Source organism: Bacillus cihuensis (assembly GCF_000504145.1).
GTDB classification, from domain to species: Bacteria; Bacillota; Bacilli; order Bacillales; family DSM-1321; genus Peribacillus; species Peribacillus huizhouensis.
In genome coordinates, this window is record NZ_KI632498.1 from 334,902 (window position 1) to 349,934 (window position 15,033).

Annotated in this window: 13 protein-coding genes, 2 other RNA genes and 1 pseudogene; 10 read left to right on the top strand and 6 right to left on the bottom strand. The window is 37.9% G+C overall.

Features of this window, described 5'->3' with window-relative positions; all coding sequences use genetic code 11:
- Positions 1-187 precede the first annotated feature (187 nt).
- The 5 genes from rnr (at position 188) to ssrA (V179_RS30300) (ending at position 5,036) form a co-directional block, all read left to right on the top strand.
- Positions 188-2,569 (top strand): ribonuclease R, encoded by a 2,382-nt coding sequence (gene rnr / locus V179_RS0123455; RefSeq protein ID WP_028393630.1) that lies wholly within the window; start codon positions 188-190, stop codon positions 2,567-2,569.
- Positions 2,570-2,855: 286 nt separating this feature from the next.
- On the top strand, positions 2,856-3,323 hold the full coding sequence (smpB, locus tag V179_RS0123460) for an SsrA-binding protein SmpB (protein WP_028393631.1): 468 nt from the start codon (positions 2,856-2,858) through the stop codon (positions 3,321-3,323).
- A 243-nt stretch (positions 3,324-3,566) separates the two neighbouring features.
- Positions 3,567-3,928, top strand: a transfer-messenger RNA (tmRNA) gene (gene ssrA, locus V179_RS30295).
- A 298-nt stretch (positions 3,929-4,226) separates the two neighbouring features.
- Positions 4,227-4,532: a ribbon-helix-helix protein, CopG family gene (locus tag V179_RS28615; RefSeq protein WP_084552220.1), complete on the top strand. Its 306-nt coding sequence runs from the start codon at positions 4,227-4,229 to the stop codon at positions 4,530-4,532.
- A gap of 142 nt (positions 4,533-4,674) precedes the next feature.
- Positions 4,675-5,036: a transfer-messenger RNA gene (gene ssrA, locus V179_RS30300) on the top strand.
- Between the two features lie 318 nt (positions 5,037-5,354).
- Here the strand turns inward: ssrA (V179_RS30300) and V179_RS28620 are convergent.
- A pseudogene (locus V179_RS28620) lies at positions 5,355-5,525 on the bottom strand (transposase); the annotation flags it as partial.
- Positions 5,526-5,634: 109 nt separating this feature from the next.
- Here V179_RS28620 and V179_RS0123475 point away from each other — a divergent pair.
- Positions 5,635-5,943, top strand: coding sequence for a GIY-YIG nuclease family protein (locus V179_RS0123475; RefSeq protein ID WP_326929561.1), 309 nt, complete (start codon positions 5,635-5,637; stop codon positions 5,941-5,943).
- Between the two features lie 80 nt (positions 5,944-6,023).
- On the opposite strand, the gene qoxD is transcribed toward V179_RS0123475, so the two are convergent.
- From qoxD to qoxA, 4 genes are read right to left on the bottom strand one after another with little or no spacing between them, the layout of a single operon-like run.
- Positions 6,024-6,311: a cytochrome aa3 quinol oxidase subunit IV gene (gene qoxD / locus V179_RS0123480; RefSeq protein ID WP_028393633.1), complete on the bottom strand. Its 288-nt coding sequence runs from the start codon at positions 6,309-6,311 to the stop codon at positions 6,024-6,026.
- Between the two features lie 2 nt (positions 6,312-6,313).
- Positions 6,314-6,910 carry a cytochrome aa3 quinol oxidase subunit III gene (gene qoxC / locus V179_RS0123485; RefSeq protein ID WP_028393634.1) on the bottom strand — a complete coding sequence of 199 codons (597 nt, stop codon included), beginning with the start codon at positions 6,908-6,910 and terminating at the stop codon, positions 6,314-6,316.
- On the bottom strand, positions 6,907-8,856 hold the full coding sequence (gene qoxB, locus V179_RS0123490) for a cytochrome aa3 quinol oxidase subunit I (protein ID WP_028393635.1): 1,950 nt from the start codon (positions 8,854-8,856) through the stop codon (positions 6,907-6,909). The genes qoxC and qoxB overlap by 4 nt, the downstream gene beginning before the upstream one ends.
- A 50-nt stretch (positions 8,857-8,906) precedes the next feature.
- On the bottom strand, positions 8,907-9,848 hold the full coding sequence (gene qoxA, locus V179_RS0123495) for a cytochrome aa3 quinol oxidase subunit II (protein WP_028393636.1): 942 nt from the start codon (positions 9,846-9,848) through the stop codon (positions 8,907-8,909).
- Between the two features lie 422 nt (positions 9,849-10,270).
- Between qoxA and V179_RS30840 the strand changes: the two genes are divergently transcribed.
- The 3 genes from V179_RS30840 (at position 10,271) to V179_RS0123505 (ending at position 12,178) form a co-directional block, all read left to right on the top strand.
- Positions 10,271-10,417 (top strand): helix-turn-helix domain-containing protein, encoded by a 147-nt coding sequence (locus V179_RS30840; protein WP_152534805.1) that lies wholly within the window; start codon positions 10,271-10,273, stop codon positions 10,415-10,417.
- An 867-nt stretch (positions 10,418-11,284) separates the two neighbouring features.
- Positions 11,285-11,545 carry a hypothetical protein gene (locus V179_RS30845; protein ID WP_152534806.1) on the top strand — a complete coding sequence of 87 codons (261 nt, stop codon included), beginning with the start codon at positions 11,285-11,287 and terminating at the stop codon, positions 11,543-11,545.
- Positions 11,546-11,788: 243 nt separating this feature from the next.
- The gene (locus tag V179_RS0123505; protein ID WP_028393637.1) at positions 11,789-12,178 is read left to right on the top strand and encodes a cupredoxin domain-containing protein; all 390 of its coding nucleotides are present in this window, start codon (positions 11,789-11,791) and stop codon (positions 12,176-12,178) included.
- 303 nt (positions 12,179-12,481) lie between these two features.
- Here V179_RS0123505 and V179_RS0123510 read toward each other — a convergent pair whose 3' ends face one another.
- A complete protein-coding gene (locus V179_RS0123510; RefSeq protein WP_028393638.1) occupies positions 12,482-13,912 on the bottom strand; it encodes a PQQ-dependent sugar dehydrogenase in 1,431 nt (476 codons plus the stop codon).
- A 365-nt stretch (positions 13,913-14,277) separates the two neighbouring features.
- Between V179_RS0123510 and V179_RS30305 the strand changes: the two genes are divergently transcribed.
- Entirely contained in the window at positions 14,278-14,433 is a 156-nt protein-coding gene (locus tag V179_RS30305; RefSeq protein WP_084552472.1) for a DUF1540 domain-containing protein, read from the top strand.
- The last annotated feature ends 600 nt before the right edge of the window (positions 14,434-15,033 follow it).

Here is a 15,033-nt window from a genome sequence, read left to right on the forward strand (position 1 = left end):
GAACTCAGACTATGTACAACGGGGCTGAGCTGTGGGCCTCAACTAAACCGCTGAAGATCACAGCGGTAAGTTTCACTATCTCACAATCGGGATTTACAGGCTGTTTATCTCCCATCCTACCAAAATCGAGGTGGGAGGAATAAAGCTTGTTATACCTGGATAAATTACCCTGCCAAGGAGGGATATGATGGAAGATCAAATCCGTGATTATATGGATAAGCTTCTTTCTTATATGAAAGAAGAAGCATACAAGCCGTTAACGGTACAAGAGTTAGAAGAGGCATTAGGCATTGAAGATTCAGCTGATTTCAAAAACTTTGTTAAAGCACTAGTGAAAATGGAGGAAAAAGGGCTTGTCATCCGCACTCGTGCCAACCGTTACGGTTTGCCGCAAAAAATGAATTTAATCCGTGGAAAATTATCAGGACATGCGAAAGGTTTTGCCTTTGTCACACCCGATGAACCCGGTAGCGATGATATTTTCATTCCGCCAAATGAAACAAAAAACGCCATGCATGGCGATGTTGTATTGGTAAGAGTAGCAACAGAAAGTTCTGGATCTAGAAAAGAAGGTACGGTTGAAAAAATTATCGAACGAGGCATTCAGGAAGTTGTTGGGACATATTCAGAAAGCAAAAACTTTGGTTTTGTTATTCCAGATGATAAGAAAATTGCTAATGACATTTTTATTCCAAAAAATGTTTCTAGCGGTGCAGTGGAAGGCCACAAAGTTGTTGTTCGCTTGACTTCGTACCCTGAGGGTAGAACGAGTGCTGAAGGTGAAGTTATCCAAATTCTTGGGCATAAAAATGATCCAGGGGTTGATATTTTATCGATCATTCACAAGCACGGATTACCACTTGAATTTCCTAAGGATGTTTTGGAGCAAGCTCAGGCTGTTCCTGATACCATTGAAGAAAGTGAAATAGGTAATCGACGTGATTTACGAAATGAGACGTTAGTAACAATTGATGGAGCTGACGCCAAAGACTTGGATGATGCTGTTACGGTGACAAAGCTTGAGAATGGAAATTATAAGCTTGGCGTACATATTGCAGATGTTAGCCATTATGTAACGGAGAATTCACCACTCGATCGTGAAGCATTTGAAAGAGGAACGAGCGTTTATTTAGTAGACCGTGTGATTCCGATGATTCCACATCGTTTGTCAAACGGCATTTGCTCTTTAAATCCAAAAGTCGACCGTTTCACATTATCATGTGAAATGGAAATCAATGAAGCAGGACAGGTAGTTAATCACGAGATATTTGAAAGTGTGATTAAAACAACTGAACGAATGACATATGATGATGTAAGAAAAATCCTTGTCGATCAAGACGAAGAATTAATGGAACGCTATGAACCGCTCGTTCCGATGTTTCAAGATATGGAAAAACTGGCAGCGATTCTCCGTAAAAAACGGATGGAACGTGGTGCGATTGATTTTGATTTTAAAGAAGCGAGAGTTCTTGTTGATGAAGATGGCCATCCGAATGATGTAGTTCTTCGTGAGCGATCTGTCGCAGAGCGGCTAATTGAGGAATTTATGCTAGCGGCGAACGAAACAGTAGCCGAGCATTTTCATTGGCTGAAGGTGCCATTTATTTATCGGATCCATGAAGATCCTAAGGAAGAAAAGCTGCAACGATTCTTTGAGTTTATTACGAACTTTGGCTATATTGTTCGAGGAAGTGCGAATTCGGTCCATCCAAGAGCATTACAAACGATTATTGAGGAAGTACAAGGTAAGCCTGAAGAGATGGTTATTTCAACCGTCATGCTAAGGTCGATGCAACAAGCTAAATATGACCCAGAAAGTCTAGGTCACTTTGGTCTTTCTACAGAGTTCTATACACATTTTACATCGCCAATTCGACGATATCCAGACTTAATCGTCCATCGACTCATACGGACCTATTTAATTGAAGGGAAAATGGATGATGCAACACAAGCGAAATGGGATGCGCAGCTTGGTGAGATTGCCGACCATACGTCAAAACGCGAGCGTCGTGCCGTAGATGCAGAACGTGAAACAGATGATTTGAAAAAGGCAGAATTCATGCTTGATAAAATTGGTGAAGAATTTGAAGGGATTATCAGTTCAGTAACGAATTTTGGTATGTTCGTTGAGCTCCCTAATACAATTGAAGGTCTTGTTCATGTAAGTGCGATGTCAGATGATTACTATCGCTTCGATGAGAGACAGTTGGCGATGATTGGGGAACGAAAAGCGAAAGTTTACCGAATCGGCGACGAAATCTCTATTCGAGTTGCCAATGTGAACAAAGATGAACGTGCGGTAGATTTTGAAATTCTTGGAATGATTAATAGTCGTCCGCGGATATCAGGAGAAAAGAAAATCTTTAAAGCCAATGCAGGAGCAAGTAGACGACGTAAAGGGGATCACCAAGACGAGAGTAAAGGCGGAAGCCGTAGAGGGAATAGTCAAGGCGGCAGAAAACGCAATGCAACTAACGGTGAAGGATCTGCAAGCAAGGCGAAAAAGAAGAAAAAATTCTTCGAAAACGCTCCAGCAGCAAAACGGAAAAAGAAACCCAAAAAGAGATAAAGTGAAACTTCAATCAGTGGGGTTTCTTCATCCCCCACTGATTGTTAGTGAAACAATCGAACTTTAACGGGCGTTTGTCCCCTACCTAAACTTCTTCGATTCCTCTAGCTTAGAGGTAGGGGGATTTACTGCCCGTAAAGGCGGGATAAATACAGGGAAGCTGTCCCAAAAACGGTCAGAGCCTGCAACGATACATTGTTAGTTAAATACCACTATAACTGTGTATCGAGTGCAAGCTAAAGCCCCTTTTTGGGACGCGGACTAGTTTTTTTAAGGGGAGATTAAGATGCCAAAAGGCACAGGTAAGCAATTAGCACAAAATAAAAAAGCATATCATGACTATTTTATAGAAGAAACGTTTGAAGCGGGCATCGTATTGCAAGGAACAGAAATTAAATCCATTCGTGCTGGAAAAGCGAATCTTAAAGATTCCTTTGCGAAAATTGATAGAGGAGAACTCTATTTACACAATATGCATGTCAGTCCGTATGAGCAGGGAAACCGTTATAACCATGATCCGCTCCGTACGAGAAAGCTGTTGCTTCATCGAAAAGAAATTAATAAACTAATCGGAGAGACAAAGGAAACTGGGTACACGATTGTTCCTTTGAAAGTCTATTTGAAAAATGGTTTTGCCAAAGTGTTAATTGGACTTGGTAAAGGGAAGAAACAATATGATAAGCGGGAAGATTTGAAAAGGAAAGAAGCGAAACGAGATATTGAACGTGCATTTCGAGATCGGCAAAAGATGTAGGGATTCACAAAACTTTTATTGTGTTATAACGTTACCATTAACCATGAAGGCTAAATCGTGTAGTGCGCTACACTTACCTAATCACAATGGTGGCGGTGCGAAGACCCGCCCTATGTCAGCTTACAAAACCTTACAATTGATTTTCCTTTGGAATCTGCTATAATAAATTTTGTACCGAAGATGACAACTGAATATCAGCAAATAAGCTGACGATTCATCTCTCGTACGCTCCATTCTTATATTGGGGACGCTACGGATTCGACAGGGATAGTTCGAGCTTAGGTTGCGAGTCGAGGGGATCGGCCTCGTTAAAACGTCAACGCCTATAACTGGCAAACAAAACAACAACTTCGCTTTCGCTGCTTAATAACAGTCGATAGCGGTTCCTCCCTCCATGGCCCATGTGGTAGGGTAAGGGACTCACTCTAAGTGGGCTACGCCGGATTCCACCGTCTGAGGAAGAAGGAAGAGACTAAACAGACTAGCTGCTCTGCCGCCTGTCGATAGGCAAACGAGTAAGCGAAACAATAATATGTCGACTACACTCGTAGAAGCTTAAGTGCCGTTATGTCTGGACGTGGGTTCGATTCCCACCGTCTCCACCAAATACATAATGTTGGTGGCTAAATACGAATAGATACACGGACTTGCCGATTACGGTAAGTCCGTTTTTAGTTTCATGACTATCTTGGGATAATGAAGATCGGCAAAAATAATTTGTTAGATCGGTCGTTAATGAACTAACGATGATCTGAAAATGTGACTTATGCTTTAAATTATCAGTTGAGTTCTAAAGGGTTATTTTTTATGAGTAACTTTGATGAAATGGTAAATCAGTTTTAACATTTTCTTTGAAAAATGTCTACCGTATAATATCCGCGTTTTGCCCGCAGGACCCCATCTATGGAGAGTAATTTACTCCGGAAGCTTGACAGTTTAGTCAAACAAAGAGGGTATGAAAATCGCTCGGAAGCGGTTCGAGACCTTGTGAGAGATGCTCTTATTCAACATTCATGGGAAGAGGATGAACAAATTGTTGCGGGAAGCATCATTTTATTTTATGACCATCACCAAAAAAATCTACTAGATGACCTTACAAAAATCCAACATGGTATGTGTGATAGGGCTGGTAATAGCATAAATGATTATAAGAATAAAATGATAAAAATTCTTAGCCAAATATTAAACAACATTTATTTAAGTTGCTAAGACCCGCCCTATGTCCGCTTACAAAACCTTACAATTGATTTTCCTTTGGAATCTGCTATAATAAATCTTGTACCGACGATGACAACTGAATATCAGCAAATAAGCTGACGATTCATCTCTCGTACGCTCCATTCTTATACTTGGGGACGCTACGGATTCGACAGGGATAGTTCGAGCTTAGGTTGCGAGTCGAGGGGATCGGCCTCGTTAAAACGTCAACGCCTATAACTGGCAAACAAAACAACAACTTCGCTTTCGCTGCTTAATAACAGTCGATAGCGGTTCCTCCCTCCATGGCCCATGTGGTAGGGTAAGGGACTCACTCTAAGTGGGCTACGCCGGATTCCACCGTCTGAGGAAGAAGGAAGAGACTAAACAGACTAGCTGCTCTGCCGCCTGTCGATAGGCAAACGAGTAAGTGAAACAATAATATGTCGACTACACTCGTAGAAGCTTAAGTGCCGTTATGTCTGGACGTGGGTTCGATTCCCACCGTCTCCACCAAATACATACGGTGGAATTACTATTATATTAATGTGACGTAAAGCATAAAATTTCCGTTTGGAAGCTTTATGCTTTATTTTATTTTAGGAAACTTTATGCTTGAGTTTGAAAAGATAAATATTACCTTGCCCATAATTGCACTTATAGATTTGTATTCAAAATAATGTCAGGATGTATATAAAAAAAGATGTGCTGTTTGAATAAAGTCGTGATGCTTTGCCCCTTTGGATATGGTTATCTGAAGGGGTATTCTTATAATGAAAGAAAAAGTATTTTTGAACATAAAGGGTATTAGGGCATTGTTAAGAAATAATCGAGTTGTTCCGCCGCTAGATTATCTTTGTCCTTAAAAGAACCGGTATTCTGACACTGGTTTATCCACTTATCTAAAGAAGAAAGAGTAAGGTCATACTCACGAATAATTTCTTTTCTTGGTTTCCCATTTTGGTACAGCTGCACCATTTGTTGTTTGAACTCTTCCGTATATGTTCAGCGTTCTCTTTTAGTCATGTAGATTCTCCTCAACTATATTAATTGTAGTCTACTTGACCTTAAAAATTCTGTCCAACTAAGTGTAGCCTATCCAATATCTGCTATAATCTTCTCAAAGAATCCTACAGAACTAGAGAGGATATTTAAAACTGTGTTTGACAAAAAACAGATTCAAGGAAGGAATGAATGGCCCAATTTAGATATAGACGATATAGAAAACATTAAGGAACAAGAATTCGAAAAACTTATTAAGAGAAATTTAATTAAAGCTGAAAAGATACAGTATCATATAAATGAAAAAATAAAGGAACTAATTTGTTCAGAAGATGAGGCACAAAAAATAGCACCAAAATCCATTAAAAACCTCACCAAAAATGCAGGTGAGGTAACTTCTAATCATTTTATTAATCTCTAAAACCAAAATAAATCCACTTTAACACCCTCTTCATCTTCAAAAGCTCATCATACGTCTTCTGCTTTCCAAGTTGTTCCGTATCAATAATTCCAACCCCAGATCATACATAGTAATGTTCCGAAGACGGTAGCTAAAGCTAAGAATACTGAGTAATATAGAGTCGTAAAGATGGACTTGCTATCATTAGTTTCACGAGCATGCATAAACACAACTAGTTGAACAGCTGCTTGTATGAATGCTGTCAGAATAAAGATGGTCATGCCTACTACAAACGACATATCTACGAAGTAAACTAAAAGAGCCACTGCACTCAAAATCAAAGAAAATACAAAGCCCATTACTTGTTTAGCAGGGAATAATTCCTTCATGTTTACGTCATTCCTTTCAAGTAGATGAAAGTGAAAATGAAGATCCAAACAATATCTAAGAAATGCCAATAAAGAGAGAAAATAAATGATTTATTGGCTGTTTCAGGAGTCAACCCACGCTTTTTCACTTGAAGGATAATAAATAACCCCCAGAAAAGTCCTAATGTAACATGTGCTCCATGTGTTCCTAATGTTGTAAAGAGCATCGATGTAAATGCACTAGTTTGCAGTGTAGCCCCTTCGTGATAATAGGTAACGAACTCCATAATTTCAAATCCTAAGAATCCTAATCCAAGAATGAGAGTGATTACGAAGAATGTCAACATGGCTTTCTTGTTGCCAATTCGCATGGCATGAATTCCAAGCCCGATGACAAAACTGCTTGTTAAGAGCAAGAATGTTTCAGCAAGTACTGGAGTGATTTCGAAAATTTCTGCTCCAGTAGGTCCCGATCCCGTACGGTCAGCTAAAGTAAAATATGATGCAAATAACGTTGCAAAGAGCATAATCTCGGCTCCAAGAAAGATCCAGAATCCTAAGATATTGAGTCGGTTTTGTTCCGTACTATATTCAAGAGGCTGTGAGTGATCTATTTTCATCGAGTAGTACCTCCCAGTTTCATTTCTGTTTCTTTAATTTCTTCTACAGAAATGTAATGCCCATGATCAATCTCAAATGAACGATGAGCCATGCAAACAAAGATACCGATTACCCCAATAATAGCAAGAAACCATATGCTGAATACCATTCCAAAACCAAAGACGAAGAAGATACAGGACATGATAAACGGTACACCACTATGATTTGGCATATGGATTTTTTCATAGTCACCTTTGAATAATTCATGACCATTGTGTTTTGCATCCCAAAACGCTTCCTTATTTCTCACTTGCGGAATAATAGCAAAGTTATATTCAGGTACAGGATTATGTGTAGCCCATTCAAGGGTACGTGCGTCCCACGGATCATCCGCAGCATTTCTTGTTGCATGACGAATACTGTAATAAATTGTATATACGACTAAGGCGAAGCCGATTGCCATAAGAACGGCCCCAATAAACGAAACCATATTCAATGGTCCAAATCCAGTTGATGCAGAGTATGTGTATATACGACGTGTTTGTCCATCTAAACCAGTGATATACATAGGAAAAAATGCTAAACAAAAGCCAATGGATAGAAACCAAAACGCCCATTTTCCAATTCTTTCATTCAGCATGAAGCCAAACATTTTGGGCCAGTAGTAAGTGCTACCAGCAAGCACAGCAAATGCTACACCCGGAATGATGACATTGTGGAAGTGAGCTACTAAAAACATGGTATTATGGTATTGATAATCCGCCGCTGACATTGCAAGCATAACCCCGGTAACTCCACCAATTGTGAATAGAGGGATAAATCCTAGTGCATAAAGCATAGGAACCGTAAATCTGATTCTTCCTTTCCACATCGTAAACAACCAGTTAAAAATCTTAATTCCAGTCGGAATTGCAATTGCCATCGTTGTAATTGAAAAAATACTATTAACAGCTGCTGTTTGACCCATTGTAAAAAAGTGGTGAGTCCAAACTAAGAATGAAAGAAGGGAGATTATAACCATTGAAGCAACCATGGATCGATAGCCATATAGATTACGTCGTGCAAAGGTTGGAATAATCTCACTATAAATACCAAATGCGGGCATGATTAAGATATATACTTCAGGATGTCCCCATACCCAGAATAGGTTTGCCCAAAGCATATCCATTCCGCCGTTAGTCATTGAAAAAAACTGGGTTCCGAAAAGTCGATCCATTGATCCCATAATAAGCGCCACTGTTAATACAGGAAAGGCGAAAATGATAATAACATTCGTGACCAATGCAGACCATGTAAACATCGGCATTTTCATTAATGTCATACCAGGTGCTCTCATTTTAAGAATGGTAGTGAGAAAGTTAATTCCTGTTAATAATGTACCTAAACCGGCTATTTGAAGACCAATCATATAATAATTCGTTCCAACATGCGGGCTAAATTCATTACCAGCAAGTGGAAAATAAGATGTCCACCCTGCGTCAGGCGAACCACCAAGTACAAAAGAGATGTTAAATAACATCGCACCCATAAAAAACAACCAAAAACTGATGGCATTTAGACGGGGGAAGGCTACATCTCGAGCCCCAATCTGTAATGGCACTACGACGTTCATTAAGGCCATAATATACGGCATAGCCATAAAGATAATCATCACAACCCCGTGTGTTGAAAAAATTTCATTATAGTGCTGTGAATCTAACAATTTGTTATCAGGTACGGCAAGTTGTGCTCGCATCATCAGTGCATCTACCCCACCACGAAATAGCATCAACAAAGCAGAGATAAGATACATAATACCAATTCTTTTATGATCGACTGTTGTTAGCCATCCATTCCATAAATAAATCCATTTTTTAAAGTGAGTTAAACCAACAATGATTAAGATCACTACAACACCAATGGCTACCATTGACGAATAAATGACGGGACTAGGATTAGGTATAAGAAATCTAGAAAAAAAACCCATACTGTTGCTCTTCCTTTCTGAAAATATCTTTCTTGCGATAAACTAAGAAACTATTCATGATTGTTTGCCGATTTTTCTTTACTATTACTTGACTTGTGATCATGCTCCATATTTTCAACTTTTGAATCTGCATTAGAGTCACTTGAACCATGATGGTGTCCCGCATTTTCACCTTCTGGAGCTGGTGAGAATTCTAAATGAGTTCCAGTAAACGTTAACTGTCCCTCATGACCCGGTTTTAATAATTCATTAAATCTTACTACCGTAATGGGTTTTGCAGTTTCTTTAACTTCCTTTACCCATTCATCAAACTTATCTTGAGACATCGCTTTTACATGGAACGTATTTTCAGCGAATCCTTTCCCACTAAAGTTTGCATTCCGTCCCATCATTTCCCCTGATTCATCTGCTGCTAAGTGCAACGTAGTAACCATGTTAGACATGGCATATTTTTGACCGCCAAGTTGTGGAATCCAGAAACTCGTGATAGGTCCGAATGAATAAAGTTTAAATTCAAGTGGTCGATTTGTTGGAATATACAAGTAGTTTACTGTCTCGATATGATTTTCTGGATAACTAAAATGCCACTTCCAGTCAGAGGATGAAGCGTAAATAACTAACGGATCTTGACCTTTGTATTCTTGCGGTGTGGCCTCTACTTTATTATTGGAAATTACAGAAACAAAGGAGAAGAAAATGACGATTAATACTGGAACCCCAACAATAATCGATTCAACAACATGATTCCCTTCAATGTAGGGTGGTTCATAATCTTTAGGTAGGTTAGAGTCGCGGTATTTTATTAACACAATGACTAAAATCGCACAAACAACAATAACAATAACCAACATGATCGCAATTGATAGCCAAATCACATTGGCTTGCGTTTGGGCTTGAGGTCCTTTGGGATCTAAGACAGCTATCGAGTCACAGCCAGTCAGTACAATGGCCATGATAGAAAGAATGGCTAATAGGATCCATTTTGTTTTCATATATGTACCCCTTTCTTTTTAAGAATTCCTTTCTAAGTTATCCGGAAATAATTTCACTAGATTAAAGTCACTCCACACTCTCTCCATTTTCAGCTTATAGACAACCCTCCACTAAAACTTCGAAAAAAAGAAGCTATAATCCATATTAAGTCTTCCTCACGCACTCCAAAGTATGTATTCTAAAGCGGTGAAACTTTCTATAACCATAAGCTAAATCTTCATGTGTTGGTATGTAAACACTAAACTATCTATCCTGGGACTGAAATTCAGTTGAGACTTGAGTCCTAGATAATATGGTCCCGTTAAAAATAAGGCATAACCCTGACTATGGTATGCTCCCCTTCTAGTAGACACGTTTTAAAAAGCGCATTAACCTGTCTACTAGAAGGGGGTATTTTTTATGGAGAAAAAAGCAGAGAATTATGAAATATCAGAAGACAGTAGTGGATTTATATCATCAAAAGAAGAATTATGCAGCTGTTTCCAGAGAATTAAACATTCACATTCATCGAAAAAACATACAAAGATGGGTTAAACAGTTTAGTGAAGATGGGATGGTTGGTCTTTGAGAAAAACGCGGCAGAAAGCGTGAGTCTAGTAGAGTCTCTCCATCTACCTTTGAAAATACCCAACAGAAAATAAAGCGGTTAGAAGCTGAGAATGAATTGTTAAAAAAGTTTTTAAAGATGTAAAAGGGGGAATGGATCTAAAACCTAGTATTCTATTTCAAATCATTAATGATTTATCTAAACAAGCTCATTCTATAGAGCTACTTTGTCATCTGGCTAAAGTATCAAGAAGTGGATACTACAAGTGGGTAAAGCTGGTATGTCAACACTAAACTTGAACACCTAAAAAAAGTTGTCTAGTTTAGTGTTGACATACCAGTTCAAAAATATCTAAATTATTCACATAAATAGTGTGAAATATTTTGAAAAGGAAAAAATTGATAAATTTATATTTCAAAGTACTAGTTTTACTTCTATTTTAAAACCAACGTTTGCAGCCTCTTGTTGATTAAACTTTTTTCCCAATCAATAGCTATAACCAAATAATATCAATCATATAATTTCCTTGAGTTAAAAAAATAATAAATTTTCCCAATAATGTTGAAATGTATATATTTGACTCAATTTTAATTAAAATCGTTGTTTAATAATTATAGAAATTTTATCGATAAAGGACTTTAAACCCTTGTGGTTGTAAGTTCGGAAAAGTTATGATCTACAATTTGGAAATTATATGATTTACGTCACAATTAACGATTAGATAAACTAGGGATATTGAACGGGTGTTGAATCTCGTTATAATATCCCTTTTTTCATACTTACATATTATTACTATTTGGAGACCTTCAATTTCATCTATGAATATGGAGGTTTTTATTTTGTCTAATAAGAGAAAGCATGGTGTATTTGCAGTAAATGGTGACGTAGTTGTATAAAATTCAAAGAGTGAGTTTAAACGACGCTATTAAAGTGGTTACCGCACTAAACACAGTATTTCAGCAAATGAGAGTTGCGGGGAATCGTCAACGAACAATTGAAAGCTATAAATATATCTTTAATCAGTTTGTAGAAGTAAATGATTGTTTAAGATATTTCGGCAGATTCTATTTATCATTATTTAGACATATTGGCTGTCTCATCACGAACAAAACTGAATCGGTTAAAATCATTAAAAGCGGTATTAAGTAAAATTTTATAACAACGGTTGGATTAAAGACCTCTTCTGGAATAACATTCATTTTAGTTGCTGCGGGCAGCTCCCCTTTAATTGAATAAGAATGGATTTCAGAAGATCGTCATTTAAGTCGATTTTTTTACTTGTCACTGTTTCAGATAAAAGAGTTCCTATTTGAAAGCACGTTGGAACCCAATTTATAGTGATAATATTTTATAAATTGGAAAAGATACTGTATACGAAAGGAGGGCTTGAGAATGTTTGTGAAAAAGTGTTTAACAGGATTGGTAGTTTTGCTTTCGATGATTGTGGTTGTGAACACTTCAGGCTCACTCGGCGTATTTGCCGATTCCGGTGTCGTAACACAACCTATGGAGACGGTGAAAGATATTGAGGTCGAGATAAACGATGATTACTTTAATCCGAAAGTCATCACTATTTCCAATGGAAGAACGACAACGTTGATATTGAAAAATAAGGGTAAGAAAGAACACACCTTCACAGTGGAAAAGCTTGGAATTGACGCTGAAGTCCAGCCGGGAAAAGAAAAAACCATTACCGTGAACCCGGAAAAGCCAGGTACATATGAATTGATATGTCGGTACCATTTCAATGAAGGAATGGTTGGAAATGTAATAGTCAAATAACAAGCAGGGCCAATCGGGCCTTGCTTGTTAATAGGCAACACTAGTAACTTGCTTATTAATAATATTATTAAACAAACAGGTGTGTTTGTTGAGAACCAGGAGTTGCTGCGGCAGCTCCCTCTATTGTATGAGGGGCAGGTTAGTCTTCCGAAATCATCTCGATAAATAGTCCAACAAATTGGGGGGCATTTGCTTATCCATACATCTCATAATTCCTCAATGGCTTCAGCGTGTTTTTGTTTTGATAAGGTCATTCGGTAGATCATGCATTGAAGGTATTAAGTCGAATTATATAGTTTTGAATCACGGAATAATCTCAAAAACAGTACCTTGGTTAAAATCAGTCACATTCATAGAGCCATAAACTCCTAAATATAGTCTGGTTTGATCCAGATTCGTCCCCAAACTAACATAATAAGCTGATTGAGACCCAAAATTATAGTCGGTTTGAATAACACTAAAATCATTCAGTTTACAATCTGTTCTTATCCTAGTATAAGCTAAAACCCCTCTAGCCGGAGATTGAGATTCTTCCTTCAGGGCAAGATCGGTAAACACAACACTTCCTGTTAAAGCGGGGATTCCATTCCCCATATAGGCTTGCACTCCTGTAAGTGCAGTTCCTCCAAATTTACCTGGTCGGGGATCTTTATGAAAATAATTAGTTATAGGCTGAATACGTTTCACTGAAGTATTTATTGCTTCATTGTAATAAGCGATTGTTTTCTCATCCAAAGTTGGATTTGCAGAGCAGCCCATTATAGTTGAAGTAGGGAAAGCACCTTCCCACGCTCGCCAGCCAAAGTTAATAAATCCTTCTTGGTCAGTTTCAGATTTCATTAAAAAAGCTTGAACAAGCTGGGTAACCGGTATTGTTTTATTCTGAACGAAAGAAAAAATTGACTCTACCACAACCTGTCCGACATTTCCCACATATTTGATATATTGATTATAAAACCTTTGAAATGATATGCCCGGTATATTCCGAACCCCTTTGGCAATCACCGTAAGTGTTTCCTGAATAGGTATGGGAAGTTCATTAAACCGTGTGACTACGGGTGGATTTTGGATAAATGTATTCTTAACTACATCAATTTCAATTATTTTACCGGCGATTTCCATATCATTCTGGCTTAAATTGAATGGATCATAGCCTGATCCACCATCCCCGGTGGTTAAAACAAGTTTTCCCGTTTCAGGTGAAAAGTTTAGGCTATTAACACCATTATGATTAAAAAATGGTCTTCTTAAGTTTAGTAATGTCCGTCGTTTTTCAGGTTGACCATTCGATGGTAAAATCCATTCTTCAACTGTATCAATATGATCATATTGAGTTTCTCTATTTATCCATCTTAGATTTAAAGTTCTGGGATCACACGGGTTAGGCCTAAAAGGTTCAGAAAGAGCACCGGGACCTTGTGTTCCAGCTACTGAATAATGAAGATAAAACAGACCGTTATAATAAAATTCTGGATGAAACGCTAGCCCTAGCAATCCTCGTTCATCATATCCACCAGGAGAAACACCTGGTTCAGAATTACCAAGTTTTACAATTCGAGGGCGAATATCTAAAAAAGTCCGTATAACTCCTTCTCTTATGTAAAAAATCTCTCCTACCTGGGTTGCAATAAATAATGCTTCTTTTGAATCACCCGGAAGTATCGCTGTTTTCAAAACAGTTGGTAAATTTAGCTTACTTACAATGGGCCGTAAACTAACCTTCACTTTTATCAACAAGTTTACACTCCTTCTAAGTTTTCTTTTATAACAATATGATTAGAACTGTTTTATTAATACCAAATAGGTCCAGGGCGGTCATAAAAAAATACTATGAGTTCATAATCAGTTATCTATAGTTAAGTTGGATAACGGTGAATAGCATAAGGTTAGAATATTTGTTGGAGGTGGGGCTCATGAAGTTGTGGGTAGTCCAATTAACATTATTCTTGAATGATTTAGATGAATATGATGGAAATTCTGAGAATATGCAGGAGATATCTAACAGTATTAAAAAAAATGTAGAGTAACTTAATACGTAATAAATGTAGTATTAACCCATTCAAATTTGTTAATGATAATAAAGGAGGGGGTGTGATATCATGGCTCAAGATGTTTTATGTGAGGTAAATAACTGCAAGTATTGGGATTCTGGTAATCAATGTAAAGCCGAGTCCATTTATGTAGTAAGTCATAAGGGCAAAGAAGCATCCAATAGCGAAGAAACGGATTGCAAAACATTTGTTCCTGAAGTTTAAGTAAAATTTGCGAGGATGTCCGAATGGGTCTAGCCTAGCACACAACAAACAGTTTATCCACTTTAGTGTAAATTGTTTGTCGTAGCTGCGGGGGTGATCTATATAGGACATCCTTTTCCTATTTATCTCGCATTAACGGGCATTTAGACCCCCACCTCAAAGCTGAGAGGAATCGAAGGAGCGTAGGTGAAGGAACTCCCTGTAAAAGCCCGATTGGTGAGATACAGTAAAACTTACCTTAGTGGTTTTCAAAGGTATAGTTGAGACCCATAGGCTGTGGGTCTCACAGACGTTGCCGCAGGACGCGGCGCAATTAGTCTGTGATTCATTGAATCCGGGTTTGTACTGTCTCTTTATCGAAGGTTTAGCGACAGGAACGGGACTAACAATTAGTAATGAAGAAAATCCTTACTAATTGAAGTTTCTCTTTATAGTATTGATAATAACAATCATTTTCATTCAATCTTATGGAAATTAATTTTAAATGGACTTTATCGACTTTTCAAAAGGGAATAAGTATGGATACGTATGAAACGAAGGCCATAAAAAATTAATTTTTATCCCGCATTAACCGAAAGTAGCCCCCGCATTCTTCCACAT

Bases quoted from the DNA above. Each gene is read 5' to 3' on its own strand.
- V179_RS0123505 (WP_028393637.1), top strand. From the start codon at position 11,789: ATGTTTGTGAAAAAGTGTTTAACAGGATTGGTAGTTTTGCTTTCGATG.
- V179_RS30840 (WP_152534805.1), top strand. From the start codon at position 10,271: ATGAAATATCAGAAGACAGTAGTGGATTTATATCATCAAAAGAAGAAT.
- qoxC (WP_028393634.1), bottom strand. From the start codon at position 6,910: ATGAAAATAGATCACTCACAGCCTCTTGAATATAGTACGGAACAAAAC.
- qoxD (WP_028393633.1), bottom strand. From the start codon at position 6,311: ATGAAGGAATTATTCCCTGCTAAACAAGTAATGGGCTTTGTATTTTCT.
- V179_RS30305 (WP_084552472.1), top strand. From the start codon at position 14,278: ATGGCTCAAGATGTTTTATGTGAGGTAAATAACTGCAAGTATTGGGAT.
- rnr (WP_028393630.1), top strand. From the start codon at position 188: ATGGAAGATCAAATCCGTGATTATATGGATAAGCTTCTTTCTTATATG.
- V179_RS28615 (WP_084552220.1), top strand. From the start codon at position 4,227: ATGGAGAGTAATTTACTCCGGAAGCTTGACAGTTTAGTCAAACAAAGA.
- qoxB (WP_028393635.1), bottom strand. From the start codon at position 8,856: ATGGGTTTTTTTTCTAGATTTCTTATACCTAATCCTAGTCCCGTCATT.
- qoxA (WP_028393636.1), bottom strand. From the start codon at position 9,848: ATGAAAACAAAATGGATCCTATTAGCCATTCTTTCTATCATGGCCATT.
- smpB (WP_028393631.1), top strand. From the start codon at position 2,856: ATGCCAAAAGGCACAGGTAAGCAATTAGCACAAAATAAAAAAGCATAT.